Origin of the sequence: Arthrobacter sp. Bi26 (assembly GCF_918697925.1) — a bacterium.
Lineage (GTDB): Bacteria > Actinomycetota > Actinomycetes > Actinomycetales > Micrococcaceae > Arthrobacter.
The window spans coordinates 86,397-111,428 of record NZ_CAKKMF010000001.1; the positions used below are offsets into that span (position 1 = coordinate 86,397).

The window sequence follows — 25,032 nt, forward strand, 5'->3', positions numbered from 1 at the left end:
CCTGCCGCTGTTCACGCTACAGTGCGGCCAACGCTTCCCGCAGGACCGGCGCGAGCCGCCGCACGCCCTCACGGATCGACTCGGGCGGCACCGCGCTGAACGCCAGCCGGATCTTGTTCGACGTGTCGTCCGACGAGGTGAAGGCCGCCCCCGGGATGAAGACGACGCCGGCGTCGATGGCCTTCTTCAGCAGCGGGTAGGTGTCCACGCCTTCGGGCAAGGTCACCCACACGAAAAAGCCGCCGTCGGGCTGTGTCCAGCTCAGTCCGTCCGGCATGTATTCGGCCAGGGCGGCAAGCATTGCCTCGCAGCGTTCCCTGTACAGCCCGCGGTACGTCTCGATCTGGCCGCGCCAGTCGTAGTCGCGCAGATAGGCCGATACCAGCATCTGGTTCAGGGTCGGCGGGCACAGGGTGACGGCCTCTGATGCCAGGTAATACCGGCGCTGCAGGTGGGCCGGGACGAGGGCCCAGCCGATCCGCAGGCCCGGTGCGAAGATCTTTGAAAAGGACCCCATGTAGATGACGTCATCCGGGTTGGCTGCCCGCAAAGGGGTCAGCGGCTTGCCGTCGAAGCGGAGCAGGCCGTAGGGGTTGTCCTCCAGCACCAAAATATTCGCGTTTCGGCATATATCCACCACCGCTTGCCGGCGTTCTGCGGCCAGGGTGATGCCGGACGGGTTGTTGAAACTGGGGATGGTGTAGAGGAACTTGATGTTTCTGCCGGCGGTCTGGAGGGCGGCTATTTTCGCCTCCAGCAGGTCCGGGACGATGCCGTCGCCGTCCATCGGCACGGCTTCGACTTCCACCTGGTAGGCCTCGAACGTGTTGAGGGCGCCCACATAGGTGGGATCCTCCACGAGCACCACGTCGCCTGGGTTGCAAAAGACCTTGGTGGCCACATCCTGCGCGGACTGCGAACCGGCGGTAATCACGATGTTCGCGGGGTCGGCGTCGAGAATTCCCTCAGCTGCCATGACCTCGCAGATCTGGGCGCGGAGTTCCTCGGTACCCTGGCCGCTGCCGTACTGCAGGGCGGTCATTCCCTGCTCGGCGATGATCTTCGCGGCGGTCTGGCCAAGGCGTTCCAGCGGCAGGGACTGCAGGTACGGGCTTCCGCCGGCGAGGGAAACGAGGCCGGGGCGCATCGAGATGTCGAAAACGTCCCGGACTGCCGACTGCTTGATATTTGCTGCGCGCTCCGAGAACAGGATCTCGTGGCGGTGGGCGGACGTAGCCGCACGTTCGATTGCGTCAATGGCCTCGGCCGGAAGTACTGCTGCGGCGGCATCAAGTGTTTCGTGGGTCACAGTCCCAAGGATACTACCCATGTTGCACGGGGGGAAACGATTGTTTTCGAACGACTGTTTCCAGGCCATCACCCGGCCTCACCCGCCGCAACTGGCCGGGATCCCCGAGGCCCCCGGCAGCTGCATGCTGCCGGGGGCCTCGGGGTGTTGTTGAGCGGAGTGCGGAAAGCCTAGGCCGCTTCTGCGGCGGGGACCTCGGCCAGCGCGTCGAACACGCCCTTGATCTGCTCGACAACTTCGGCGTCATCCTTGGGGTGGACCTCGGCGAAGCGGACCATCGAGCCGGGGACTGCCAGCTTGACGTTCTCGAGGACCTGGGCGCCGGCGATGCCGACGGCCTTGCGGGCCTCGTCCTGGGCCCAAACGCCGCCGAACTGGCCAAAGGCGGTTCCGACAACTGCGGTGGGCTTGCCGGAGAGGGCGCCGGCGCCGAACGGGCGCGACAGCCAGTCGATGGCGTTCTTCAGCGACGCCGGGACGGTGCCGTTGTGTTCCGGCGTGACCAGCAGGATGGTGTCGGCGTCGTTGGCGGCGGCACGCAGGGCGGCGGCGGCCGCGGGCACCTGGCCTTCGACGTCGATGTCCTCGTTGTAGAACGGGATGTTGCCCAGGCTCTCGTGGATGACTACGTCCACCTGTTCGGGGGCGTTGAGCGCGATGGCCTCGGCCAGCTGAAGGTTGGTGGAGCCGGCGCGAAGGCTGCCGACGAGGGTGAGGATGGTCTTCTTGGACATATGTACTCCTGTGCATCACGCCGCAGGATGGTTCCGGCGGCTGGTGGATCGTGGGGCTTTGGGGGCCTTCACCCATGCTAAACGGACTGCGGTCCGTTTATATTCCGAGGCGCTAGACTCAGCGGTGTGAGCCTCATCCCGATCCGTCCCGGCGCCCAGTCCGGGGGAGGGCGCCCCGCCGCGCCCGCCGCAGAAACCGGGCGCCGTGACGCGGCGCGCAACAGGGAACTGCTCCTCTGCGCCGCCCGGGAAATCGTTGGGGAATCCAGCGTCGACGCCCTCACCATGGACCGGCTGGCGCAGCGCGCCGGAGTTGGAAAAGGGACAGTCTTCCGGCGGTTCGGCAGCCGTGCCGGGCTGATGATGGCCCTCCTCAGCGACGCCGAGGCCGAATTCCAGGGCCGGTTCATGTTCGGTCCGCCACCGGTGGGTCCCGGCGCGCCACCCCTGGAGCGGCTGATCGCCGTAGGTGCCGCCCGCATTGCCTGGACCCTGGAGTTCGGGGAGCTGGCCCGGGCCGCCGATGCCTCGGCCTACAACAGGTTCGATGTGCCGCCGGCCGTCCTCTGGCATCGCCACCTTGAGATGCTGCTGCGCGACGCCGGCGTGACGGCGGACCCGCGGCTCATGGCGTCGGCCCTGGGGGCGGCGCTGGAGCCGGAACTGTTGCTCCACTCCGTCGGCGTGCACGGGATTGCGCCCGAGCGGCTGGCGGAAACCTGGCGGGAACTTGTCACGCGCATTGTGGGCGGACACTAGCGCGGCCTTGCCACTTCCGCGAGTCCAAATCCATTCCACGGAGTTATTCATAACGATCTGCGGCGAAGCCGCCGTGTCGCGGCCGCCGGGAGCGCGGTCCGGCCCGGCAGATGTGATAGCTTCCTCTGGAATGTGACCCGCAACATAGTCCACCAGGACTCAGCCGCAAGGCCTGCGGGCGGCCGGAAACCAGCTGGCCCATGATCCCGAACCGGCGGCGGAACCCGCTGCCGGATGGGGGACTACGGAAGGACCGAAGTTGTGAATAATCTTGTCATCCCGGCAGGCAGACCGGCTCGTGCAGCCGCCGCCTTGGCGCCCAAATCCGCTCAGGCAACGGCAATCCAGAACTAGCCGCTCCATGTTTCGATATCTCGCCAAACGTGCCTTCACGTATGTCTTCATGATCTTCCTGACCACCAGTGCCGGCTATCTCCTGGCGGTGAGCACACTGCAGCCGGCGCTGCTCGAGCAGGAACGGATTCCGCGGCCCACCCCCGACCAGGTGGTCAACTCCTTCCGGCTTAAGGGGCTCGATCCGACGCTCAACCCGTGGGAGCGCTACGTCGACTGGCTCACGGCCATTCTCACCCGCTGGGACTGGGGGCGGAGCCCCAACGGCGCCTTCATCAACGCCGAGTTCGGCGACCGCGTCTGGATCTCAACCCGGCTGTTCCTGGCCTCGATCATCCTGACCCTGGTGATCGGCGTCGCCCTCGGCGTCTACACCGCCGCCCGCCAGTACAAGGCCTCGGACAGGGTCATCACCTCGTACAGCTACCTCATGTACATCGTTCCCGCCCCGATCGCCTACTTCCTGGTGCAGCTGGGCGCCATCAACATCAACGAGACGGTCGGGGAGCGCGTCTTCTTCGTCACCGGCATCTCCACTCCGGGCCTCGACGGCGGCGGCTGGGACCAGTTCATCGACATGCTCGCCCACTACGCCGTGCCCACCTTCGCCATCACGATTGTGGGCTGGGGCGCCTACCAGATCGCCCAGCGCCAGTATCTGCTGGACAACGTCAACGCCGACTTCGTGCGGACGGCACGGGCCAAGGGCCTGACCCGCAACCAGGCCATCAGCCGCCACGCCCTGCGGGTGTCCTTCATCCCCGTGGCGCAGAGCATTGCGTTCACCATCCCGGCCATCTTTGCCGGCGGTTTCTTCGCGGAGAAGATCTTCGCCTGGCACGGCGTCGGTTCCTGGTCCATCGATTCGATCGCGCTCCAGGACGTCAACGCGGCCACCGCTACCCTCGCCTACGGCTCCGTCATCTTCGCGGTCGGGGCGATCCTCGCTGACTTCGCCACCACGCTCGTCGACCCGAGAGTGCGGGTGCAGTAATCATGACCAACCTCAACACGATTGACCCGGCCGCCGTCCTCGACGAAGGAAAGATCGAAAAAGACGACGTCGTGATCGGCAAGTCGCGGATCATCCTGCGGCGCTTCCTGCGCAACCGGACAGCCGTCGCCGGCCTGGTCATCTTCCTGACCCTGACGCTCCTGTCCTTCATCGGCGGCTTCTTCAGCAGTTGGGACAAGGAGGCCATCGACCCCTTCAACATCGGCATGCCGCCTTCCGCGGAGCATCTGCTGGGCACCTCCCAAGCCGGGATCGACCTCTACGCCCTGACCGTCGAGGGCACCAGGGTCTCCATCCTGATCGGCGTCGTCGTCGGCGTCGTCTCCGTGCTGATCGCCGCTGTCTACGGCTGCACCATGGCGTACTTCGGCCGCAAGGTGGACAAGGTCATGCTGTTCATCCTCGAAGCCCTGATCATGATGCCGGCCCTGCTGGTGGTCGCGGTGGCCACAAGCGGCGGCGCCAACGGCCTGAAGAACACCATCCCGAGCTGGCTGCTGCTGATCATCGTGCTGCTGGTCTTCAGCTGGATGGGCACCGCGCGCCTGATCAGGTCCCTGTCGCTGTCGCTCATGCAGCGTGACTTCGTCAAGGCCGCGCAGTACATGGGCATCCCGCCGCGCCGGATCGTCTGGCGGCACCTCGTGCCGAACATCGGCTCCCTGCTGGTCCTGGAAGTCACCCGCGGGGTCACCGGCGCCATCCTCGCCGAGGTCGCGTTTTCCTTTATCGGCATCGGCATCAAGGTCCCGGACGTAAGCCTGGGCGTGCTGATCGGCCAGTCCACCTCGCAGGTCTCCACCTTTCCGTGGATGTTCTGGGCTCCGTTGATCGTGATGTTCCTGCTCACCGGCTCGCTGGCGATGATGAACGACGGCCTCCGCGACGCGTTCGATCCCAGCTCCAGCTCCGTCGGCCGCGCGAAGCGGAGCAGCGCCAGCATTGGCAAGACGCTGTTCGGCGAGACGCCGTCTGGCAAAACACAGAAGAAGAACAAATGACCAGCAATACCACCGCCAATACCATCACCCAGGGCACCGCCGAGCGCCTCCGCGTCGCGGGGCTGCATGCCCCCACCGGCGCGGTCCTCTCCGTCCGGGACCTCAACGTCCGCTTCAACACCGAAAACGGTGTGGTGCACGCGGTGCGCGGCATCGACTTCGACGTGCTGCCCGGCAAGACGCTGGGCATCGTGGGCGAGTCCGGCTCCGGCAAATCGGTCACGTCCATGGCGATCATGGGCCTGCTGCCTCCGACGGCGGAAATCAGCGGTTCCGTCCGGCTCAACGGCAAGGAACTGCTGGGTCTCAGCGACAAAGCCATGTGCCAGTACCGCGGCAACGACCTCGCGATGGTGTTCCAGGACCCGCTGTCCTCCCTGACCCCCGTCTATACGGTCGGCACCCAGATTATCGAGGCCCTGACCGTCCACAACCCGACCATGAGCAAGCGGGCCAAGGGGGCCCGCGCCGTCGAACTCCTGGGGTTGGTCGGCATCCCCAGCCCGAAGGACCGGCTCAAGGCCTTCCCGCACGAGTTCTCCGGCGGCATGCGCCAGCGCGTCATGATCGCCATCGCGATCGCCAACAACCCGCGGGTTCTGATCGCCGATGAGCCGACGACGGCGCTGGACGTCACCATCCAGGCGCAGGTCCTGGAGGTGCTCCACGCCGCGCAGGAGGAGACCGGCGCCGCCGTCGTGATGATCACGCACGACCTCGGCGTGGTCGCCGGCATGGCGGACGACATCATGGTCATGTATGCCGGCAGGCCGGTGGAGACCGGCAGCGTCGACGACATCTACTACAGCCCGCGGATGCCATACACCATGGGCCTGCTCGGCGCTGTCCCGCGAGTGGACGTCGCGGAAAAGACCTCCCTGGTGCCGATCGAGGGCATCCCCCCGAACCTCGTCCACCCGCCCACCGGCTGCTCCTTCGCGCCGCGTTGCCCGCTGGCCAGCGAGGCCTGCCTCGACGGCGAACCGGACCTTCGGGAAGTGGCGCAGGGGGCGGGGCACAGCGCCGCGTGCATCAAGACCGGGGTCCTCGCCGACGTCGACGGCCACGCGATTTTTGCCGTCCCGGCCGTGCCGGTGTCCCGCTTTGACCGCCTTCCGCGGCAGGAACGCAAGACTGTCCTGGAGCTGCGCGACGTCAGGAAGCACTTCCCGCTCATGAAGGGTGCCCTGCTCAAGCGCAGGATCGGCACGGTGAAGGCCGTGGACGGGCTGAGCTTCGATATCCGCGAAGGCGAGTGCTTCTCGATCGTGGGGGAGTCCGGCTGCGGAAAGACCACCACCCTGCTGGAAATCATGGAATTCCACAAGGACCAGGACGGCGAGGTGGTCATTGGCGGGCTGAGCAACAAGCAGTCCGCCGACGCCAGGGCCAAGGCTGGAATGCGCAGGGAACTGCAGATGGTGTTCCAGGATCCCACCGGGGCGCTGGATCCGCGCTTCACCGTCTACGAGGTCCTGGCCGAGCCGATGGAAAACCTGGGCATGCCCAGGGCGGCCATCCGGAAGCGGATCATGGAGCTCATGGAGCTGGTGGGCCTGCAGGCGGACCACGTGAACCGTTTCCCCAACCAGTTCTCCGGCGGCCAGCGCCAGCGCATCGGCATTGCCCGCGCCCTCGCCGTGAACCCCCGGCTGGTTGTCCTGGACGAGCCCGTCTCCGCCCTCGACGTTTCAGTGCAGGCCGGCGTCATCAACCTCCTGGACAAGCTCCGTGCCGAACTCGGCCTGAGCTATCTCATGGTGGCCCATGACCTCTCCGTGGTCCGGCACATCTCCAACCGCGTTGCCGTCATGTATCTGGGCAAGATCGTGGAGATCGGAGACGTCGACGCCGTCTTCGACAACCCCCGCCACCCCTACACCCGGGCCCTGCTTTCCGCGATCCCGGTACCGGATCCGGAACTGGAGCGCACCCGGGAACGGATCATCCTCCAGGGCGACCTGCCCTCGCCGCTGGAGGCGCCGGCCGGCTGCAACTTCGCCACCCGCTGTCCCGTGTTTGCGGCCCTACCGCCGGCCAGGCAGGAGAAGTGCCTGACCCTTGAGCCCGCCCTGGAACCGGCCGCCACCGACCAGCAGTTCGCCTGCTTCTACCCGGACGGGGAGCTGGACGCGGACATGGTCGTGGTCCACGAAAACCACTGACTCACCCGACCGGCAGACATCCCGGCCAGCAACATCCGGACCAGCAGTCCGGCAGACCTCCCATGCATCACACTCGCACAAAAAATGAAGGGGATCTCATGAAGAATCGCACCAAAATCGGTGGCATCACCGCCGTCGTGGCGGCGCTTGCGCTGACTGCCTGCGGCAGCGGTGGCGCCTCCACCACAGCTCAGAGCGCCAAGGCACAGGATGCCTCCGGCGATCTCAGCAAGCTCATCAGCGTCAACGCCAAGAAGGCCGCCGACCTGCAGCAGGGCGGCACCGTGACGCTGCCCCTGGGCAACATCGGACCGGACTTCAACGGCTTCTCCAACGCGGGCAACTCAGCGGACAACACTGAACTGCACTACCCGATCGACGAGGCCGGCTACGTCGGCTGCTGGAAGCTGGACTTCGACGGCACCGCCAGCCTCAACAAGAACTTCTGCGAAGACTTCAAGAGTGAGGTCAAAGACGGCAAGCAGACCATCACCATCAAGGTCAACCCGAAGGCCGCCTACAACGACGGCACTCCGATCAACGCCGCCACGTTCGAAAACACGTGGAAGATGCTCAACGGCCAGAACAAGGACATCGACATCGTCACGTCCGGCGCCTACGAGTTCATCGACTCCGTCAAAGCCGGAAGCAGCGACAAGGAAGTCGTCGTGACCACCACGCAGCCGGTGTACCCGCTCAGCGACATCTTCGGCGGATTCATCCCGCAGACCGTCAACACCCCGGAAATCTTCAACACCGGGTTCACCGGTGAAATGCACCCCGAGTGGATGGCCGGCCCGTTCAAGGTCGACAAGTTCGACTCTGCCGCGAAGACTGTCTCCCTGGTTCCGAACGACAAGTGGTGGGGCGAGAAGGCGGTCCTGGACAAGGTGATCTTCCGCCAGCTGGAGGCAAGCGCGGAGATCGCCGCCTTCAAGAACGGCGAGGTCGACATGGCCGACGGCCGCACGCTGACCAAGTACAAGCAGCTTGAAGGCACCAAGAACTCCGAGGTTCGCCGCGGTCAGCGACTCTTCGCGGGCGGCCTGAACCTCAACGCCCTGAAGGCACCGCTCACCGACGTCGCCGTCCGCAAGGCGATCTTCACCGCCGTTGACCGTCCGGCCATCCGCGCCGTCCGTTTCGGTGGCCTGAACTGGGAGGAGAACAGTTCGGGCTCGATGATGCTGATGCCGTTCTCGAAGTACTACCAGGACAACTACCCGGTCAAGGAAACGGGCGCCGACGCGGCCAAGAAGGTTCTGACCGAGGCCGGCTACAAGGCCAACGCCAAGGGCATCATGGAAAAGGACGGCGTCCCGGCGTCGTTCAAGATCACCAACTTCGGTGACGACCCCACCGCCCTCGCCACCGTGCAGACCCTGCAGAAGCAGCTGCAGGCGGCCGGCATGGAGGTTGGCATTGACCAGCGCGGCGACGCCGACTTCGGCAAGGTGGTTGGCAGCCGCGACTTCCAGCTCACCATCAGCGGCTACTCCGTCGGCGCCGACGCCACCTCTGCCGTGAAGCAGTACTACGACTCCGCCACCAACGAGAACGAACTCGGCGATGCCGAGCTGGACAAGGCCATCAAGGACCTCTCCTCCATCCAGGATGACGCCCAGCGCAACAAGGCCGCCATGGACGTGGAGAAGAAGCACATGGAAAAGTACTTCTCCATGGGCGTGGTCATGAACGGCCCGCAGATCTACTTCGCCCGCACGGGCCTGGCCAACTACGGCGCCAGCCTGTTCCAGACACCGGACTGGAGCGTCGTCGGCTGGGACAAGAAGTAACCCCTGCCGACCAGGCAATACTGAGTCACACTAGGCATTAACAACCAGCACGGCCGAGGCCGGCGCCCCTGGAAGCATCCGGGCGGCGCCGGCCTCGTTCGCTTGACCGGCCGCCCGCGCAGCAACCTGCCGGGTCCTGCCGGCGGGCAGGGCGGTAGCCTAGGCACCATGAGCAACGATTCAGCCAGGCCCATCCGCACCGCCGTCGCCGGTTTCGGCCTCTCGGGCAGCGTCTTCCACGCTCCCTTCATCGCCGCAAACCCTGCCTATTCGCTGGATGCCATCTCCACCTCCGACGCCGGCCGGCAGTCCGCCGCCGCGTCCAGCTACCCGGACGCCAGGCTCGTCGACACCCCGGCCGACATCCTGGAGCTCGCCGGCGAACTGGACCTGCTGGTGCTCGGCACGCCGCCCGCCACCCACTACCCGCTGGCGAGAGCGGCGCTGGAAGCCGGACTCGACGTCGTCGTCGACAAGCCGTTCGCCGTGCGCAGCGCCGAGGGGCAGGAACTCATCGACCTCGCCGCGCGGCTGGGCCGGGTGCTCACCGTGTTCCAGAACCGGCGCTGGGACGGCGACTTCCTCACCGTGAAAGCCCTCATGGACGCGGGAGCCTTCGGTACCGTGACCCGCTTTGAGTCCCGCTTCGAGCGGTGGTCGCCGGACGTCCCCAAGGCGTGGAAGGCGGCCGCCACGGCGGAAGACGGCGGCGGCGTGCTGTTTGACCTCGGCACCCACCTGCTGGACCAGACCGTGCAGCTCTTCGGCCCGGCCACGGTGATCCATGCTGAACTGGCGGCCCGGCGGCCCGGCGAGAGGGCTGACGACGACGTCTTCGTGGCCCTGCGGCACAGCTCCGGGGTAACCAGCCACCTCTGGATGAACATGCTGTGCGCCCAGCAAGGTCCGCGCTACCGCATCCTGGGCAGCGAGGGCGGCTTCACCAAGCACGGCGTGGACCCGCAGGAGCCCTACATCGTGGCCGGCGGAAGCCCGCTGGACGCCGACTACGGCGTGGAAGATCCGGACTGGGCTGGGCTCCTGGGACGCGACGGGCATCTGGACCGGCTGCCCACCGAGCGCGGCGCCTACCCGGAGTTCTACCGGATCCTGGCTGCAAAGATCGCCGACGGCGGTGCCGCCTCGGCGCTGCCCGTCCCCGTCGACCCAGCGGGCCCGCTTCAGGTGCTGCAGCTGATCGAGCAGGCCCGGGAGCTGGCTTAGCCGCGGACTGGCCAAATCATCCACCGATGAGGCTTCACAACTGTAACTTGCGTCACTATGGTCTAAGTCGTGGGTCTTCACCTATCTTGGTCGGGTGAACCCCGGAAGCGGTCTTCGGCAAAGACGCCGACGGTCGATTGGAGAGCGAATCCAGTGCGGCCGGCCGCTATCGTGTGCTGCCGCCCTGGCAGAAATGGAGCAGCACGATGCAAAAACTCAAAAGGCTCATTGCACCGCTGAGCACAGTAGGCCTTGCAGTGGGCTTGTTGGCCGGTGCGGCATATCCGGCCGCGTCAGCCGATGCCCCAACCGGCTCAATGCAGAACTACGTTGTCCTGTACAAGGCCAACAGTGTGTCGGATTCCTCGCTGAAGTCGGTCACGACAGCGGGCGGAACCGTGGTCCACAGCTATCCGGAAATCGGGGTGGCGATCGTGAAGTCGGACCGCGTCGGTTTCGGTTCCGCGCTGAAGGCCCGGGACGGGGCAGTCCAGGGCGCGGCCTCCACCGCCGCCTTTGGGGTCGCCATCGGCGACAGCGCCGCGGACAACACCGACGCCCAGGCGCCCGTCACGGCGGGCACCCCCGCCCCCGGAAGCGATAACCTGTCAGCCCTGCAGTGGGACATGGACCAGATCCAGGCACCCGCCGCCCGCACCCTCAACGGCGGAAGCGCTTCCGTGGTGGTCGGCGACATCGACACCGGCCTCGACTACACCCACCCTGACCTGGCCCCCAACGTCGACTTTGCCAAGAGTGTCTCCTGCGTCGGCGGCGTCCCTGACCAGTCCCCGTCCGCCTGGATGGACGACAACGGCCACGGCACCCACACTGCGGGGACCATCGCGGCCGCCAAGAACGGCATCGGCATGGTCGGCGTGGCGCCCAACGTGAAGATTGCCGGGATCAAGGCCGGCAACGCCGGCGGCTTCTTCTACCCCGAGGCTATCGTTTGCTCCTTCATGTGGGCAGCCGCCAAGGGGATCCAGGTCACGAACAACAGCTACTTCGCGGACCCGTATCTCTTCAACTGCAAGAACGACCCGGAGCAGCGCGCCATCTGGGAGGCCGAACGCCGTGCCATCCGCTTCGCCCAGCAGAGCGGCACCACCGTCGTTGCAGCCCAGGGTAATTTCTCGGACGACCTCGCCCACCCCTCCCGGGACGTCATGAGCCCGGACGACTCCACGCCGGTATCGCGTGAGATCACCAACGCCTGTGCCGTGGTCCCGGTCGAACTGCCGGGCGTCATCGGTGTGACTGCCAACGGCAATAAGGGCAACAAGTCCTACTATTCAAGTTACGGAGTCGGCACTGCCGATGTCGTGGCCCCCGGCGGAGACCGCCGTCTGCAGCTCACCCCCGCCGCAGTGAACGGTCGAGTCCTGTCCACCTGGCCGGCGTCCGCACCCTGCGCCGCATCGCTCAAGGTGGTCGACGCCGGTGCCGCGTACTGCTACCTGCAGGGCACCTCGATGGCCTCCCCGCACGTCGCCGGGGTTGCTGCTCTCGTGGTCAGCAGCGGTGTGAGCAACCCGGGAGCCGTTTCGGCGCGGATCACCACCACCGCCGACGGCATGGCCTGCCCCGACACCACGATGTACGCGCCGTTCCCGTCTGCGTCCAACGGTGCACCGCAGCTCTGCCAGGGCGGCACGGGCAACAACGGCTTCTACGGCAGTGGCCAGGTGAACGCCCTCCGCGCCATCGGGGGTTAAACGCAGTCGGCTGCTCCGATACCGCCGTTTTGGGGGTCCAAAAGGGCGGTTACGGGGCAGCCGATGCGGTGGCGCCTACGCGGAGACCAGCTGGTTACGCGGAGACCAGCTCGTGCCAGTCGGCGACGAGGGGCAGGTTATGCGCCTCGGAGACCGAGCGGTGCGCAACCTTGCCACCGGCGATGTTCAGGCCGGCGGCCAGGGCTGCATCGCGCTCGAACGCAGCCTTGACGCCCAGGTTCGCCAGCGAGACGGCGTAGCGCAGGGTGACGTTGGTCAGCGCGTACGTGGAGGTGTTCGGGACGGCGCCGGGCATGTTGGCGACGCAGTAGAAGATCGTGTTGTGGACCTTGTACGTCGGTTCCTGGTGCGTGGTGGGGTGGGTGTCCTCGAAGCAGCCGCCCTGGTCCACGGCGATGTCCACCAGCACGGAGCCGGGCTTCATCCGGGACACGAGCTCGTTGGTGACGAGCTTCGGGGCCTTGGCGCCGGGGATCAGGACTGAACCGATGACGAGGTCGGCGTCGACCACGGACTTCTCGATCTCGTACTTATTGGACGCGACCGTCTTCAGGCGGCCCTGGTACTGGGCGTCCAGTTCGCGGAGACGGTTGATGTTGATGTCCAGGATGGTGACGTCGGCGCCCAGGCCCAGGGCCATGGCGGCGGCGTTGGTGCCGGCAACACCGGCGCCCAGGACAACAACCTTGGCCGGACGGACGCCCGGGACGCCGCCGAGCAGCACGCCCTTGCCGCCTGCCGGGGCCATCAGGGAGGTGGCGCCCACCTGCACGGACAGCCGGCCGGCAACCTCGGACATCGGGGCCAGCAGCGGCAGGGTCCGGCCTTCCTGGACGGTCTCGTAGGCGATGGCGGTGACGCCGGAGTTGATGAGCGCCTGGGTCAGTTCCGGCTCGGCGGCCAGGTGCAGGTAAGTGAAGAGGATCAGGCCCTTGCGGAAGCGGTGGTATTCGGCCTTGACCGGTTCCTTGACCTTCATCACCATGTCGGAGCGGCCCCAGACGTCGTCGGCTTCGGCGACGATCTCGGCGCCGGCGATCGCGTATTCCTCGTCCGTGATGCCGGAGCCCAGGCCCGCGCCGCGCTCGACGAGGACCACGTGGCCGTGGGTGCGGAATTCGTGGACGCCGGCCGCGGTGATGGCGACGCGGAACTCGTTGTTCTTGATCTCTTTGGGTACGCCGATGATCATTTGATAGCTCCAGTGGGTGTAGGCCTGTGGGCCTGGATGAGCGGGGGATTCGTACTTCCAGAATAAATCCCGCTGTGAGGCACGCGACAGGTGCCGCTACCGGGCGCCGGGCACTGGCCGCGTTATTCCGGGGTTTTTCAAATCCGGGGATAGACATTTGTCGAGGTGGCGGGCGTCAGGTGTCGGCTCGTGTCCGTGCGGATGCATTCGCAGTGCGGCCGGCCGGGGCAGTAGTCTGGCAGGATGCAGCAGCAGGACGTGGAGCAGCTCGTGGAGCAGGTGGCGCAGCGGCTGGGCCGCGGTCTCTCCCTCGAGGACCTCGACGGGTTGCTCCTCGCCTACAGCTCGAACCAATCGCATGCGGACCGCGTCCGGGTGAACTTCCTGCTCAGCAAGCGGGTCCCCGTGGACGTCATCGCATGGCAGCTCTCCCACGGGATTGCGACGGCGGTCCGGCCGGTCGTCGTGCCGGCCAACGAAGATCTCGGCATGCTGGGCCGCGTGTGCGTGCCGCTGCTGGTGCGCGGCTTCCGGGTGGGGTACCTGTGGGTCCAGCTCGACGCCGAGGAACCAAGTGCCGCGACCGTCCTCACCCAGCTGCAGGACGTGGCGCCGGAGCTGGAGCAGCTGTCCTCCCTGCTGCTGGATTCCAACACGGCTGAGTCCGAGTTCCGCCGCCGCCGTGAGCAGGAGTTCCTGGCCGCCTGCGCCGGCGAGGCCAACGCGGCGGCGGCCGTGGCGGGCTGGAAAGAGGTCCAGGGCAAGGGGCCCTGGCAGCTGGTGACCGTCCTGGACGCGGACGGCTGGGCCGGGGGCTCGGATCCCTTCGCCGACACACTCATTCACCGCTCCGCGGCGCTGCAGGCCACTATCGGCGTGGACGCCGCCCTGTTCAGCGCCGGTACCGAGACCCACGCGGTGGTGCTCTTCAAGGAATCCACAGGACGCGCGGACCACGCCCAGGTGCTGGTCCACTACCAGCTGGAACTCGCCAAACGTTCCGGGCGCACGGTCCGGCGGATCATCCTGGGTACGAGCGAGGGATTTGCCAAGCCGCGGGAACTCGCCGAGGCCTACCGGCAGTCACGGCAGGCGGCCCAGGCCGCGGCAGTGGATCCGCAGCTGGGCGAGCTTGTCGACTGCCGGGCCACCGGCGTCTACCAGCTGCTGGCCTCGGCCGGCGGCGGCGCGGGGGCCTGGGCGGACGCGGGATCGGTGTATTTCCGCATCCTCGAGGACCATGACCGCAACCGCGAGCTGCTGCCGGTGCTGGAGCTGTTCTACGACAACGACGGTTCGGTCCAGGAAGTCGCGGCCAAGCTGCACCTGCACCGGAGCAGCATTTACAACCGGCTGGGCCGGATCCGCCAGCTGCTGGGCGTGGACCCGTTGAAGGGAATGGTGCGGTTGGAACTGCATGCTGCGCTCAAGGCGCGGCGCTGGGCGGGCCGGCCCAGAATCTAGCGGCGCGCTGTAGCCCTCGGGTCAGCCCTCGCGCTTGGAGGAATCGTCGAGGGCCAGTTTCGCGTCCTGGCCGGCGTCGGGACCGGTCTTGCGGACGGCGCTGCGGTGGCGGGAAATCCGGCTGTCCACCCAGAGTGACACCGCAACGAAAGCGACGCCGCTGGCCAAATAAGTGGCGGTGTTGTTCAGGCCCATCGCGGTTCCGAGGATGCCAGCGAGCAGCATGGCGGCGATCCCTGCCATGATGTGCCACCCTCTGAATTTACCCACAATTCAAGCGTAACCCGCGGCATATAAGTGTTTCCGCCCAGAAGCGGGATCGTTGCTTGATCCTTATCACCGCTTCATGAAGCATCCGTTCATGAAGCATCTGTTCCTTAAACACCGGCGCCCTCGCCATCATGGCCGGCCGGTGTCCCGGCGCCCGTACTATTCTTCTTCTGAGTTTCCAGCCACGCCATGATGTCGGCCAGCCGGATCCGTCGGTGCGTTCCGCGGTATTCGACGGGGATCTCGCCGCGATCGGTCATGTTCCGCAGGTACGTGTGCGAGATCCCCGCAAGCTCCGCGGCCCGGGACGTCGTCAGCATCTCCTCGACGCTGCTGACGGTCACGGACTCGCCGCGGCTGAAGCGGCCCAGCAAATCAACGACGGCGTCCCGCGCCGCGGGCGGCAGCCGGTGGACGGTGCCGTCGACGAACACCGTGATGTCGTCGCTGCCGTCGAGGGCGTACCGGAGTTTCTGCGCGTCCTCGGCCGGGAGGCCGGCCGTCACCCGCGGAGCTATCAGTGCCATGAGTGCATCCTAGCGGCTGCATCGCAGCGGATGGGCCCGCCGGTGGGCCCACCCGCGGCCCCTCCTGCGGACCAGCGGTTACAGCCCAAGGTCCTCCAGGACCGGCAGTTTTGCCCGGACCCATGCCCGGGCCTCGGTTGCGCTCGGCGCCGACAAGGCCAGCTTGGCCAGCTCCTGCGTTTCGGCCAAGGTGACGGTCTTCAGCACGGCGGCGACGGCCGCGATGGACCGCGCGGTCATGGACAGTGTGGTGACGCCCAGCCCCGTGAGGACGACGGCGAGGGCCGGGTCCGCGGCGGCCTCGCCACACACGCCCACCGGCTTGTTGTGCCCCTCGGCCGCCGAACCCTCCACTGTCAGGCCCACGAGCCGCAGCACGGCCGGCTGCCACGGGGTGTTCAGGGCGGCCAGGGGGCCGAGCTGGCGGTCGGCGGCCATGGCGTACTGGGTGAGGTCGTTGGTGCCCAGGCTTGCGAAGCCGACTTCGCGGAGGATGGCCTCTGCCGTCAGGGCGGCCGAGGGGACCTCCACCATGACGCCGGGGGTCCTGATCCCTGCCGTGGCGCACAGCGAGGCAAAACGGGCCGCCTCCTCCGCGGTGGAAATCATCGGGGCCATCACCCAGACATCGGCCTCGGACGCCTTCTCGGCCTGCGCAATCGCCTGCAGCTGGCGCTCGAGGACCCCGGGCGTGGTGAAATCGGTCCGGTAGCCGCGGACACCCAGGGCGGGGTTGGGCTCGGTGGCGTCGGTCAGGAACGGCAGCGGCTTGTCCGCGCCGGCGTCGAGCGTGCGGAGCACCACTTTCTTGCCTGGGAAGGCGTCGAAGACGCCCTTGTAGGCGGCGGCCTGTTCCTCCACGGTCGGTTCGGTGTCCCGCTCGAGGAAACAGAACTCGGTCCGGAACAAACCCACTCCCTGGGCGTTCAGGCCGGCCGCGACCACGGCGTCCTTGGCGCCGCCGACGTTGGCGAGGAGCGGAACGAGGTGGCCGTCCGACGTCGTGCCCGTCCCGTCAAAAGCGGACAGCAGCGACGCCGTGGCGGCCCAGTGGGCTGCTGCCGCCCGCTGGGACTCATCCGGGTTCGCGGTGATGAGGCCGGCCGCGCCGTCCACGTACACCTCCGTGCCGTCGGCGAGTTCGTCGACCCCGACGGCGGCGACCACGGCCGGCAGGCCGAGCGAGCGGGCAATGATCGCGGTGTGGGACTGCGGTCCGCCGCCGGCGGTGACCAGGGCCAGGACCTTTTCCGGATCCAGGGTGGCGGTGTCGGCCGGGGCCAGGTCCTCGGCGATGAGGATGAACGGAGCGGAGGACACGGGAATTCCCGGCGCGGGAACTCCGCGCAGTTCCGCCACGATCCGGGACCGGACATCCAGGACGTCCGTGGCGCGCTCGGCCATGTAGCCGCCGAGGTTGTGCAGCATTTCCGAGACGGAGGCGCCGGCTTCCCAGATCGCCCGCTGCCCGGACGTGCCGCGGACGATCAGTTTGGCGGCGGATTTGAGCAGCATGGTGTCGGTGGCCATGAGGGCCGTGGCCTCGAGGACGGCCTTGCCGTCGCCGGTGACGGTCTCGGAGCGGGCCTTGAGTTCGTCGTGGACGGATTTCGCCGCGGCCTTCAGTGCCGCCGTCGCGTCTTCCGCCGTGACGCCGGCGGGAAGCTGCTCTCCGGCGGGCGGTTCGCTGATCGGTTTGGGCATCTGCCGGATGGTGCCGATGATGCGGCCGGGGCTAACGCCTACTCCTGGGAAGTTCTGCACTGAAGGTCCTCATTCTCTGTCGTAGGCCAGTGGCCACTAAGCCGGTAAATCAGGTGCCGCTGACCCTGGGGATCATTTGTGCCTGCGGCTGACGGCTACGTCAACGGGCGGGTCACGGCACCTGCAAAAATTGTATGTGATGCAGTTCATATAGCGTTGCTATAGGTGCTAGGGTAGCGGTTATGAGTATCGATGGCCAGCTACCACCCAAGGCCCGGCTGCTGCGCGCGGCTGCCGAGCTTCTGGCCAACTCAGGCGGATCCGCAGTCTCGACCCGCCAGATCACACAGCTGGCCGGTGTTACGGCACCGACCCTGTACCACCACTTTGGTGACAAGGAAGGGCTGTTCGACGCCGTCGTCGCAGCCGGTTTTGACGAATATGTCGCGGGCGAACGTGACTTCGCGCCCTCTGGCCAGCCGCTGGAGGACATCCGCCGGATGTGGGACAACCACGTCCAGTTCGGGCTGAAACAGCCGGAACTGTATCTCGTCATGTTTGGCAATATCCGCCCTGAGAGCCGTCCGGCGATCGTCGCCGATGCCGAGGCCCTCATGGAGGAGATGCTCAACAAGGCGGCAGTCTCCGGCCAGCTCAACGTCCCGCCCAAAGAGGCGGCCAGGTCCATCCTGGCGGCCAACGTGGGCGTGACCCTCATGCTGATCGCGGAAAAGGTGCCGGAGCGCAACCTCGAGCTCTCCTCCATGACCCGCGACGCCATGATCTTTGCGGTTTCCACCGAGCAGGCCCGGGACAACGGCTCTGTTGACAGCGGAAAATCCTCAGTGGTTGTGGCGGCCATCGCATTGAACGCAGCACTCCAGGCGTCCCACTCGGACCAGCTCTCCAGCTCAGAACTCAAGCTCTTCCTCGAATGGCTCCACCGGATCTCCACCAGCTAGCTCGGCGAAATTATCGGACCATCCTGCAAAGCAGCGGGAACGACGGTTAGGAATTCACATGGCAACAGAGACAGTTGCGAAACCACGCACCAGCGTGCGGGTACACGTCCAGAAATTCGGGACGTTCCTCTCAGGAATGATCATGCCCAACATCGCCGCCTTCATCGCCTGGGGCTTCATCACGGCACTGTTCATCCCGGCGGGCTTCTTCCCCAATGCGGAGCTCGGCAAGCTTGTGGGGCCGATGATCACGTACATGCTCCCGCTCCTGATCGGCTACACGGGCGGCCGGATGGTCTACGGCGTGCGCGGCGGCGTGGTGGGTGCGGTGGCCACCATGGGCGTCATCGTCGGTACCGACATCCCGATGTTCATCGGCGCCATGATTCTTGGCCCGCTCACCGCCTGGATCATGATGAAGCTGGACAAGATCTGGGAAGGCCGCGTGAAGCCCGGCTTCGAAATGCTGATCGACAACTTCTCGGCAGGCATCCTTGCCGCCGCCATGGCGGTCGTCGGCATGCTGGTGGTCGGCCCGGTGGTGAAGGCATTCAGCAATGGTGCCAGCGCCGTGGTCGAATTCCTCGTCCTCAACGGCCTCCTGCCGTTCACGAGCATCTTCATCGAGCCCGCGAAGGTCCTGTTCCTCAACAACGCCGTCAACCACGGCATCCTCACCCCGCTGGGCACGCAGCAGGCACTCGAGCAGGGCAAGTCCATCCTGTTCCTGCTCGAAGCCAACCCCGGTCCGGGCTTCGGCATCCTGCTCGCCTTTTCAATCTTCGGCAAGGGTCTGGCCAAGGCGTCCGCGCCGGGCGCGGCGGTCATCCAGTTCGTCGGCGGCATCCATGAGATCTACTTCCCGTACGTCCTGATGAAGCCGATGACGATCTTCGCAGCAATCGGCGGCGGCATGACCGGCATCTTCACGCTCGTGGTCACCGGCGCCGGACTCCGGTCCCCGGCAGCCCCGGGCAGCATTATCGCGGTCTACGCCTCAACAGCCCGCGACAGCTACGTCGGCGTGACGCTCTCCGTGCTGTTCGCCACCACGGTGTCCTTCCTCATCGCCTCGGTGATCCTGAAGGCCAGCAAGGCGCCCGCGGAAGACGACCTCGACCAGGCCACGCACCGGATGGAGGCCCTGAAGGGCAAGAAGAGCTCGGTTTCCGCGGCCCTGATCGGTGAGGGCGTAGGTGCCAGCGGCGTCGCTGTCCTCGCAACCCCGATCAAGAACATCGTCTTTGCGTGCGACGCCGGCATGGGCTCCAGTGCGATGGGCGCCTCGGTGCTCCGCAACAAGATCAAGGCCGCCGGTTTCCCGGACGTCAAGGTCACGAACTCCGCCATCGCCAACCTCACCGACACGTACGACGTCGTCATTACCCACCAGGACCTGACCGAGCGGGCCAAGCCCGCGACCGCCAGCGCCGTGCATGTCTCCGTGGACAACTTCATGAACAGCCCGCGGTACGACGAGATCGTGGAGTTGGTCGAGGCAAGCAACACGAGCGGCGAAGCGGCCCCGGCCGGCGCCCCGGCCCCTGCTGCCGCCGTCGAAACGCCGGAAACCCCCGCAGGGGCCGAGCCGGACGCCGAGACGGGTCCCGCAGGCATCCTGGTGGCCGAAAGCGTGGTCCTCAACGGCACCGCCACCACGCGGGACGCCGCGATCGACGAGGCCGGGCAGCTCCTGCTGGACCGCGGCGCCGTCGACTCCGGTTATGTGGACGCCATGCACGAACGGGAGGAATCCGTCTCCACCTACATGGGCAGCTTCCTTGCGATCCCGCACGGCACCAACGCCGCGAAGGACCACATCATGAAGTCCGCGGTGTCGGTGATCCGCTACCCGAACGGCATTGATTGGAACGGCAAGGAAGTGAAGTTCGTGGTCGGCGTGGCCGGCGTCAACAACGAACACCTGCACATCCTGTCCTCGATCGCCAAGGTCTTCACCAACAAGGCCCAGGTGGCCCAGCTTGAGGCGGCCACCACGGTTGACGAAGTGCTGGCCCTCTTTGGAAAGGTCAACGACTAGTGAAGGCTGTTCATTTCGGAGCCGGAAACATCGGGCGCGGATTCGTGGGCCTGCTGCTGCACGAGGCCGGGTATGAGGTGGTGTTCGCCGATGTCGCGGACGCCCTCATCACCGAGCTGGCCGCCGCGGACAGCTACCAGGTCCACGAAGTGGGAGAGAATCCCGCAGTCCGTACCGTCGATAACTTCCGTGCGCTGAACTCCGGCATCCAGGAAGCCGCCGTCGTCGCCGAAATCGCCACGGCGGACATCGTCACCACCGCCGTCGGGCCGCACATCCTGAAGTTTGTGGCGCCTGCGATCGCCAAGGGGATCGCGGCCCGCGCCCCCGGGCTGGCGCCGCTGCAGGTGATGGCTTGCGAGAACGCGATCAACGCGACCGACATCCTCAAGTCCGAAGTTGCTGCCCAGTGGGATCCGGCCGCCGGGTCCTTGGACGCTGCCGCCGTGTTTGCCAACACGGCGGTGGACCGGATTGTGCCCAACCAGGAAGCCGGGCAGGGCCTGGACGTCACGGTGGAGACGTTCTATGAATGGGTGATCGACCGTACGCCGTTCGACGGGAAGGAACCGGTGATACCGGGCGCGACCTTCGTGGACGATCTGGAGCCGTACATCGAGCGGAAGCTGTTCACCGTCAACACGGGGCACGCGGCTGCAGCCTACTTCGGTTTCGAGGCCGGCCTGGGCAAGATTTCCGAGGCCATGGCCGATCAGGACGTCGCAGCCGACGTGCGCGCCGTCCTGGACGAAACCAAGGAGCTGCTGGTGGCCAAGCACGGCTTCAACCGCGGGGATCAGGAGGCGTACGTGGAGAAGATCCTGGGCCGCTTCTCCAACCCGCACCTGCCGGACACCGTCAACCGGGTGGGCCGTGCCCCGCTGCGCAAACTCAGCCGGCACGAACGCTTCATCGGCCCCGCTGCCGAGCTGGCCGAACGCGGAATTGTCCCCGAAGCGCTGCTCGGGGCGATTGCTGCGGCCCTGCGCTTCAACGATCCGGCCGACGCCGAGGCCGTGGAGCTGGCGAAAATCCTCTCCGCGTCCACGCCGGACGAGGCCACGGAGACAATCACCGGCCTGGCAGCGGACCACCCGCTCTTCGCCGCTGTCTCCTCCCTCATCGAGGAAGCCAAGGCCGTCGTCTGATCAACGCCCTAGCTGGGCCGACGCCGGAACTCACGTGAGTTCCGGCGTCGGCGTGTTTTCCGTTGCCCTATCACTTATGGTTCCCATTCGCCGGTTTTAACGACCAAGAGTGATAGGGCAACTCGCCTTCCTTGACCGTTAGGTTGCCTAACTGTTAGGCTACCTAACTATGAACGCCAGTGAACCGGCTGACCCCGGCCTTCTTGCTCTCGCCCAGGACTTCCGCGAGGCCCTCCGCCACAGCATCTACCTCGTCCGCCGTCTGGATGCCGACGGCGAACTCAGTGCCGCCCAGCTCAGCCTGCTCAAGATGCTGATGGACGCCGGACCCGCAACAGGCGGCCGTGCTTCCTCCGCCAGTGGAGTGCGTGTGGGCGAAATCGCCCGAAACCTCGGCGTTAAGGTGCCCAGCGCCACCGAACAGATCATCAAGCTCGAGCGTGCCGGCCTCGCCCGCCGGGAACCGGACCCCAACGACTCCCGCGCCGTCCGCGTGACCCTCACGGAAGCCGGCCTCGCCGCCGTCGCAGCCGCCAATGAGCGCCGCAACTCCGTCATGGCCGGCGTCCTCTCGTGCCTTTCGGACGACGACCGTGCCGCCCTCGCCGCCGCCCTTCCGGTCATCGGCAGGATCAACGCGACGCTCCAGGCCTGATATTCCACCGAAATTCCCATCATTGAGGAGTGCCCCCATGTACGGCCACCCCGCCGACACCTTGCCGGCAGCCGAAGTTACCCTCGAGGCCGAGAAGGCCTCGCTGCTCAAACAGCCCAAGGCGGTGTGGGCGACGGCCCTCGCGGCGGTGTTCGCCTTCATGGGCATCGGGTTGGTGGACCCCATCCTGCCGGCGATCGCCAAAAACCTGAACGCCTCCCCGAGCCAGGTTTCGCTGCTCTTTACGAGCTATTTCCTGGTCACCGCCGTCGCCATGCTGATCACCGGCTACGTCTCCTCCCGGATCGGCGGGAAGCGGACGCTGCTGATCGGCCTGGCGGTGATTGTCGTGTTCGCCTCGCTGTCCGGCACGTCGGGCAGTGTGGCTGAGCTCATCGGCTTCCGGGCCGGCTGGGGACTGGGCAACGCCTTGTTCGTGGCCACGGCACTGGCGGTGATAGTCGGCGTCGCCAGCGGTGGTGCCGGCACGGCGATCATCCTGTACGAGGCCGCCCTTGGCCTGGGAATTTCCCTCGGCCCGCTCCTGGGTGCCTTGCTTGGCGGCTGGCAGTGGCGCGCCCCGTTCTTCGGCACCGCCGTGCTGATGGCCTCCGCCTTCATCGCGCTCATTGCGCTGCTGCCCAAGACCCCGCTGCCCGAGCGGAAGGTCCGGCTCCGGGATCCGCTGCTGGCCCTGGGGCACCGGGGTCTGCGGACGACGGCGGCCAGCGGCCTGTTCTACAATTACGGCTTCTTCACCGTCCTCGCCTTCACGCCCTTCATCCTGGGCATGGACGCCTACGGAATCGGCGGGGTGTTCTTCGGCTGGGGTGTCGCCGTCGCTGTCTTCTCGGTGTTTGCCGCCCCCGTGCTGCAGAACCGCTTCGGAGCAGTCCGGGTCCTCATCGGCACCTTGGTCCTGCTGATGCTGGACCTTGTGGGACTGGGCCTGGCCGCCGGGCACTCGGTGCCCGCCGTCGTCGTCCTCGTGGTCATTTCCGGTGCGCTCCTAGGCGTCAACAACACCATCTACACGGAGCTGGCCATGGGCGTTTCCGATTCGCCGCGGCCGGTGGCCTCCGCCGGCTACAACTTCGTGCGCTGGATGGGCGGCGCCCTGGCACCCTTTGCCGCCGCGCAGCTGGGCGAGCACTTCGGCCCGCAGGTGCCCTTCTTCGCCGGCGCGCTGGCCATGGTTGCCGCGATTGCCGTGGTCTTCGGCGGCCGCCGCTACCTCACGGCGCACGAGCCGCACGTTCTGTAGCAGCGCCTGGGCGTCGTGCAGAACCGCCGACGTGACAAAGAACGCCCATGCTTCCGAGGAAGCATGGGCGTTCTTTGTCACGTCGCTGAGTGCAGCGGCGACCTCACACGGCGCCGGCTCAGGCCCTGGCGGACTCCTTCGCGGAGTCTTGGGCGGACTCCTTGGCTGAACCCTTCGGGACGAACAGGGTTTCGGCCTGTTCCAAGGACATGCCGTTGGTCTCCGGCACCTTGAACATCACGAAGAAGAACGACGCGGCCGCGAACAGCGCGTACATGGCGTACGTCAACGGCAGCGAGGCCGCGGCCATGACGGGGAAGCTCAGGGTGATGGCGAAGTTGGCGATCCACTGTGCGGCCGCGGCCAGGCCCAGGGCGCGGGCGCGGATGCGGGACGGGAAGATCTCGCCCAGCAGCACCCAGACCAGCGGGCCCCAGGAGGCGCCGAAGCTGATGACGAAGACGTTGGCGGCGACCAGCGCGGCCGGACCCCACGCGCCGGGCAGCGAGATCGCGTCCCCGGACCCGGTGGCCGAGCTGAAGGCCAGGGCCATGGTGCCCAGCGAGAGGGCCATGCCGATGGAGCCGGCCAGCATGATGGGACGGCGGCCGATCCGGTCCACCAGGGCGATCGCGACGAGCGTCACCAGGATGTTGGTGATGGCGGTGGCCACGGAGATGGTGAGCGAATCCTTTTCCTGGAAGCCCACGGCCTTCCACAGGGTGGTGGAGTAGTAGAAGATCACGTTGATGCCGACGAACTGCTGCAGCACGGACAAGATGATGCCGATCCAGACCACCGGCTGCAGGCCCAGGGCCTTGCCGCGCAGGGATCCCTTCTGGCCGGCGAGCTTGTCCTCGTCGATCGCCTTCTTGATGTCGCGCAGGTGCCGGTCCGAGTCCTCGTTCGGGGCGATCGACTTGAAGACCTTGAGGGCTTCCTCGTTCTTGCCCTGGAAGACCAGGAAGCGCGGCGATTCGGGCAGGGTGTACGCGATCCAGCCGTAAACGACGGCGGGGACGGCGGCGGTCATGAACATCCATCGCCACGCTTCCAAACCAAACCAGAGGGCCTGGTCGGCGCCGCCGGCCGACGTCGCGAACAGGGCGTCGGAGAGGAGGGCGGCGAAGATGCCGGTGGTGATCGCCAGCTGCTGCAGCGAGGCCAGGCGGCCACGGACGTGGCGGGGGGAGATCTCGGAAATGTAGGCCGGAGCGATCACGGAGGCCAGGCCGATGCCGAGCCCGCCCACCAGGCGCCAGAAGATCAGGTCCCAGACGCCGAACGCGAACCCGGTGCCGATGGCGCTGACGAGGAACAGCAGCGCGCCCAGCTTCATGGCCGGGATCCGGCCGTAGCGGTCGGCTACCTTGCCGGCCAGGTAGGCGCCTGCCGCGCAGCCGAGGAGGGCCACGGCGACGGCGAAGCCGGTCACGGCCTCGCTGAGGGCGAATTCGTCCTTGATCGCGTCGACGGCGCCGTTGACGACGGAGGAGTCAAAGCCGAAGAGGAAGCCGCCGACGGCGCCCGCCACGGCCAGCCAAATGACCCGTTTCGGGATCTTGGCGGCGGTCTGGTCCTGGGTGATGGTCATACGGCTCCCTTGGCAGTTCGCGGTCCACGGCCTTCGCCGCAACTACCCAGTCTTACACCGGACCCGGCGTGCCGCCTGTCACAACCACCGGAAAGTGAGATGAAACATACACTTT

20 protein-coding genes are annotated in these 25,032 nt (G+C 66.6%); 13 read left to right on the forward strand and 7 right to left on the reverse strand.

Annotated features, from left to right (window positions below; all coding sequences use genetic code 11):
- Positions 1 to 16: 16 nt before the first annotated feature.
- Positions 17 to 1,309, reverse strand: coding sequence for a PLP-dependent aminotransferase family protein (locus LQV16_RS00430; RefSeq protein WP_229991948.1), 1,293 nt, complete (start codon positions 1,307 to 1,309; stop codon positions 17 to 19).
- 170 nt (positions 1,310 to 1,479) lie between these two features.
- On the reverse strand, positions 1,480 to 2,043 hold the full coding sequence (locus tag LQV16_RS00435; RefSeq protein ID WP_229991949.1) for an NADPH-dependent FMN reductase: 564 nt from the start codon (positions 2,041 to 2,043) through the stop codon (positions 1,480 to 1,482).
- A gap of 126 nt (positions 2,044 to 2,169) precedes the next feature.
- Here LQV16_RS00435 and LQV16_RS00440 point away from each other — a divergent pair, with 126 nt between their 5' ends.
- From LQV16_RS00440 to LQV16_RS00470, 7 genes are all read left to right on the forward strand, one after another.
- Entirely contained in the window at positions 2,170 to 2,802 is a 633-nt protein-coding gene (locus LQV16_RS00440; RefSeq protein ID WP_229991950.1) for a TetR/AcrR family transcriptional regulator, read from the forward strand.
- Positions 2,803 to 3,163: 361 nt separating this feature from the next.
- Positions 3,164 to 4,150: an ABC transporter permease gene (locus tag LQV16_RS00445; RefSeq protein WP_229991951.1), complete on the forward strand. Its 987-nt coding sequence runs from the start codon at positions 3,164 to 3,166 to the stop codon at positions 4,148 to 4,150.
- 2 nt (positions 4,151 to 4,152) lie between these two features.
- Complete coding sequence (locus LQV16_RS00450; RefSeq protein WP_229991952.1) at positions 4,153 to 5,172, forward strand: ABC transporter permease; 1,020 nt, start codon at positions 4,153 to 4,155, stop codon at positions 5,170 to 5,172.
- Positions 5,169 to 7,337, forward strand: coding sequence for an ABC transporter ATP-binding protein (locus LQV16_RS00455; protein ID WP_229991953.1), 2,169 nt, complete (start codon positions 5,169 to 5,171; stop codon positions 7,335 to 7,337). Before LQV16_RS00450 ends, LQV16_RS00455 begins: the two co-directional genes overlap by 4 nt.
- Positions 7,338 to 7,435: 98 nt before the next feature.
- Positions 7,436 to 9,133 (forward strand): ABC transporter family substrate-binding protein, encoded by a 1,698-nt coding sequence (locus LQV16_RS00460; RefSeq protein ID WP_229991954.1) that lies wholly within the window; start codon positions 7,436 to 7,438, stop codon positions 9,131 to 9,133.
- A gap of 168 nt (positions 9,134 to 9,301) precedes the next feature.
- Positions 9,302 to 10,357, forward strand: coding sequence for a Gfo/Idh/MocA family oxidoreductase (locus LQV16_RS00465; protein WP_229991955.1), 1,056 nt, complete (start codon positions 9,302 to 9,304; stop codon positions 10,355 to 10,357).
- 206 nt (positions 10,358 to 10,563) lie between these two features.
- Positions 10,564 to 12,075 carry a S8 family serine peptidase gene (locus tag LQV16_RS00470; RefSeq protein WP_229991956.1) on the forward strand — a complete coding sequence of 504 codons (1,512 nt, stop codon included), beginning with the start codon at positions 10,564 to 10,566 and terminating at the stop codon, positions 12,073 to 12,075.
- A 94-nt stretch (positions 12,076 to 12,169) separates the two neighbouring features.
- Here the strand turns inward: LQV16_RS00470 and ald are convergent, their stop codons facing one another.
- Positions 12,170 to 13,288: an alanine dehydrogenase gene (gene ald, locus LQV16_RS00475; RefSeq protein WP_229991960.1), complete on the reverse strand. Its 1,119-nt coding sequence runs from the start codon at positions 13,286 to 13,288 to the stop codon at positions 12,170 to 12,172.
- Between the two features lie 243 nt (positions 13,289 to 13,531).
- Here ald and LQV16_RS00480 point away from each other — a divergent pair, with 243 nt between their 5' ends.
- Entirely contained in the window at positions 13,532 to 14,752 is a 1,221-nt protein-coding gene (locus LQV16_RS00480) for a PucR family transcriptional regulator (protein WP_229991962.1), read from the forward strand.
- A 21-nt stretch (positions 14,753 to 14,773) separates the two neighbouring features.
- On the opposite strand, the gene LQV16_RS00485 is transcribed toward LQV16_RS00480, so the two are convergent.
- From LQV16_RS00485 to ptsP, 3 genes are all read right to left on the reverse strand, one after another.
- Positions 14,774 to 14,995, reverse strand: coding sequence for a hypothetical protein (locus tag LQV16_RS00485; protein WP_229991963.1), 222 nt, complete (start codon positions 14,993 to 14,995; stop codon positions 14,774 to 14,776).
- Between the two features lie 134 nt (positions 14,996 to 15,129).
- On the reverse strand, positions 15,130 to 15,549 hold the full coding sequence (locus tag LQV16_RS00490) for a helix-turn-helix domain-containing protein (protein WP_229991964.1): 420 nt from the start codon (positions 15,547 to 15,549) through the stop codon (positions 15,130 to 15,132).
- 78 nt (positions 15,550 to 15,627) lie between these two features.
- Positions 15,628 to 17,313, reverse strand: a complete 1,686-nt coding sequence (gene ptsP, locus LQV16_RS00495) for a phosphoenolpyruvate--protein phosphotransferase (protein ID WP_229991966.1) — start codon at positions 17,311 to 17,313, stop codon at positions 15,628 to 15,630.
- A 182-nt stretch (positions 17,314 to 17,495) separates the two neighbouring features.
- On the opposite strand from ptsP, the gene LQV16_RS00500 reads away from it, so the two are divergent.
- The 5 genes from LQV16_RS00500 to LQV16_RS00520 all read left to right on the forward strand — a co-directional run bounded on the left by LQV16_RS00500 (position 17,496) and on the right by LQV16_RS00520 (position 23,323).
- A complete protein-coding gene (locus tag LQV16_RS00500; RefSeq protein WP_229991968.1) occupies positions 17,496 to 18,215 on the forward strand; it encodes a TetR/AcrR family transcriptional regulator in 720 nt (239 codons plus the stop codon).
- A 58-nt stretch (positions 18,216 to 18,273) separates the two neighbouring features.
- Positions 18,274 to 20,256 (forward strand): PTS mannitol transporter subunit IICBA, encoded by a 1,983-nt coding sequence (locus LQV16_RS00505; RefSeq protein WP_229991969.1) that lies wholly within the window; start codon positions 18,274 to 18,276, stop codon positions 20,254 to 20,256.
- Positions 20,256 to 21,404: a mannitol-1-phosphate 5-dehydrogenase gene (locus LQV16_RS00510; protein ID WP_229991970.1), complete on the forward strand. Its 1,149-nt coding sequence runs from the start codon at positions 20,256 to 20,258 to the stop codon at positions 21,402 to 21,404. The genes LQV16_RS00505 and LQV16_RS00510 overlap by 1 nt, the downstream gene beginning before the upstream one ends.
- A gap of 169 nt (positions 21,405 to 21,573) precedes the next feature.
- Positions 21,574 to 22,059 carry a MarR family transcriptional regulator gene (locus tag LQV16_RS00515; protein ID WP_229991971.1) on the forward strand — a complete coding sequence of 162 codons (486 nt, stop codon included), beginning with the start codon at positions 21,574 to 21,576 and terminating at the stop codon, positions 22,057 to 22,059.
- 37 nt (positions 22,060 to 22,096) lie between these two features.
- Positions 22,097 to 23,323 carry an MFS transporter gene (locus LQV16_RS00520; RefSeq protein WP_229991972.1) on the forward strand — a complete coding sequence of 409 codons (1,227 nt, stop codon included), beginning with the start codon at positions 22,097 to 22,099 and terminating at the stop codon, positions 23,321 to 23,323.
- Between the two features lie 118 nt (positions 23,324 to 23,441).
- Here the strand turns inward: LQV16_RS00520 and LQV16_RS00525 are convergent, their stop codons facing one another.
- Positions 23,442 to 24,917 (reverse strand): sugar porter family MFS transporter, encoded by a 1,476-nt coding sequence (locus tag LQV16_RS00525; RefSeq protein WP_229991974.1) that lies wholly within the window; start codon positions 24,915 to 24,917, stop codon positions 23,442 to 23,444.
- Positions 24,918 to 25,032: the final 115 nt, after the last annotated feature.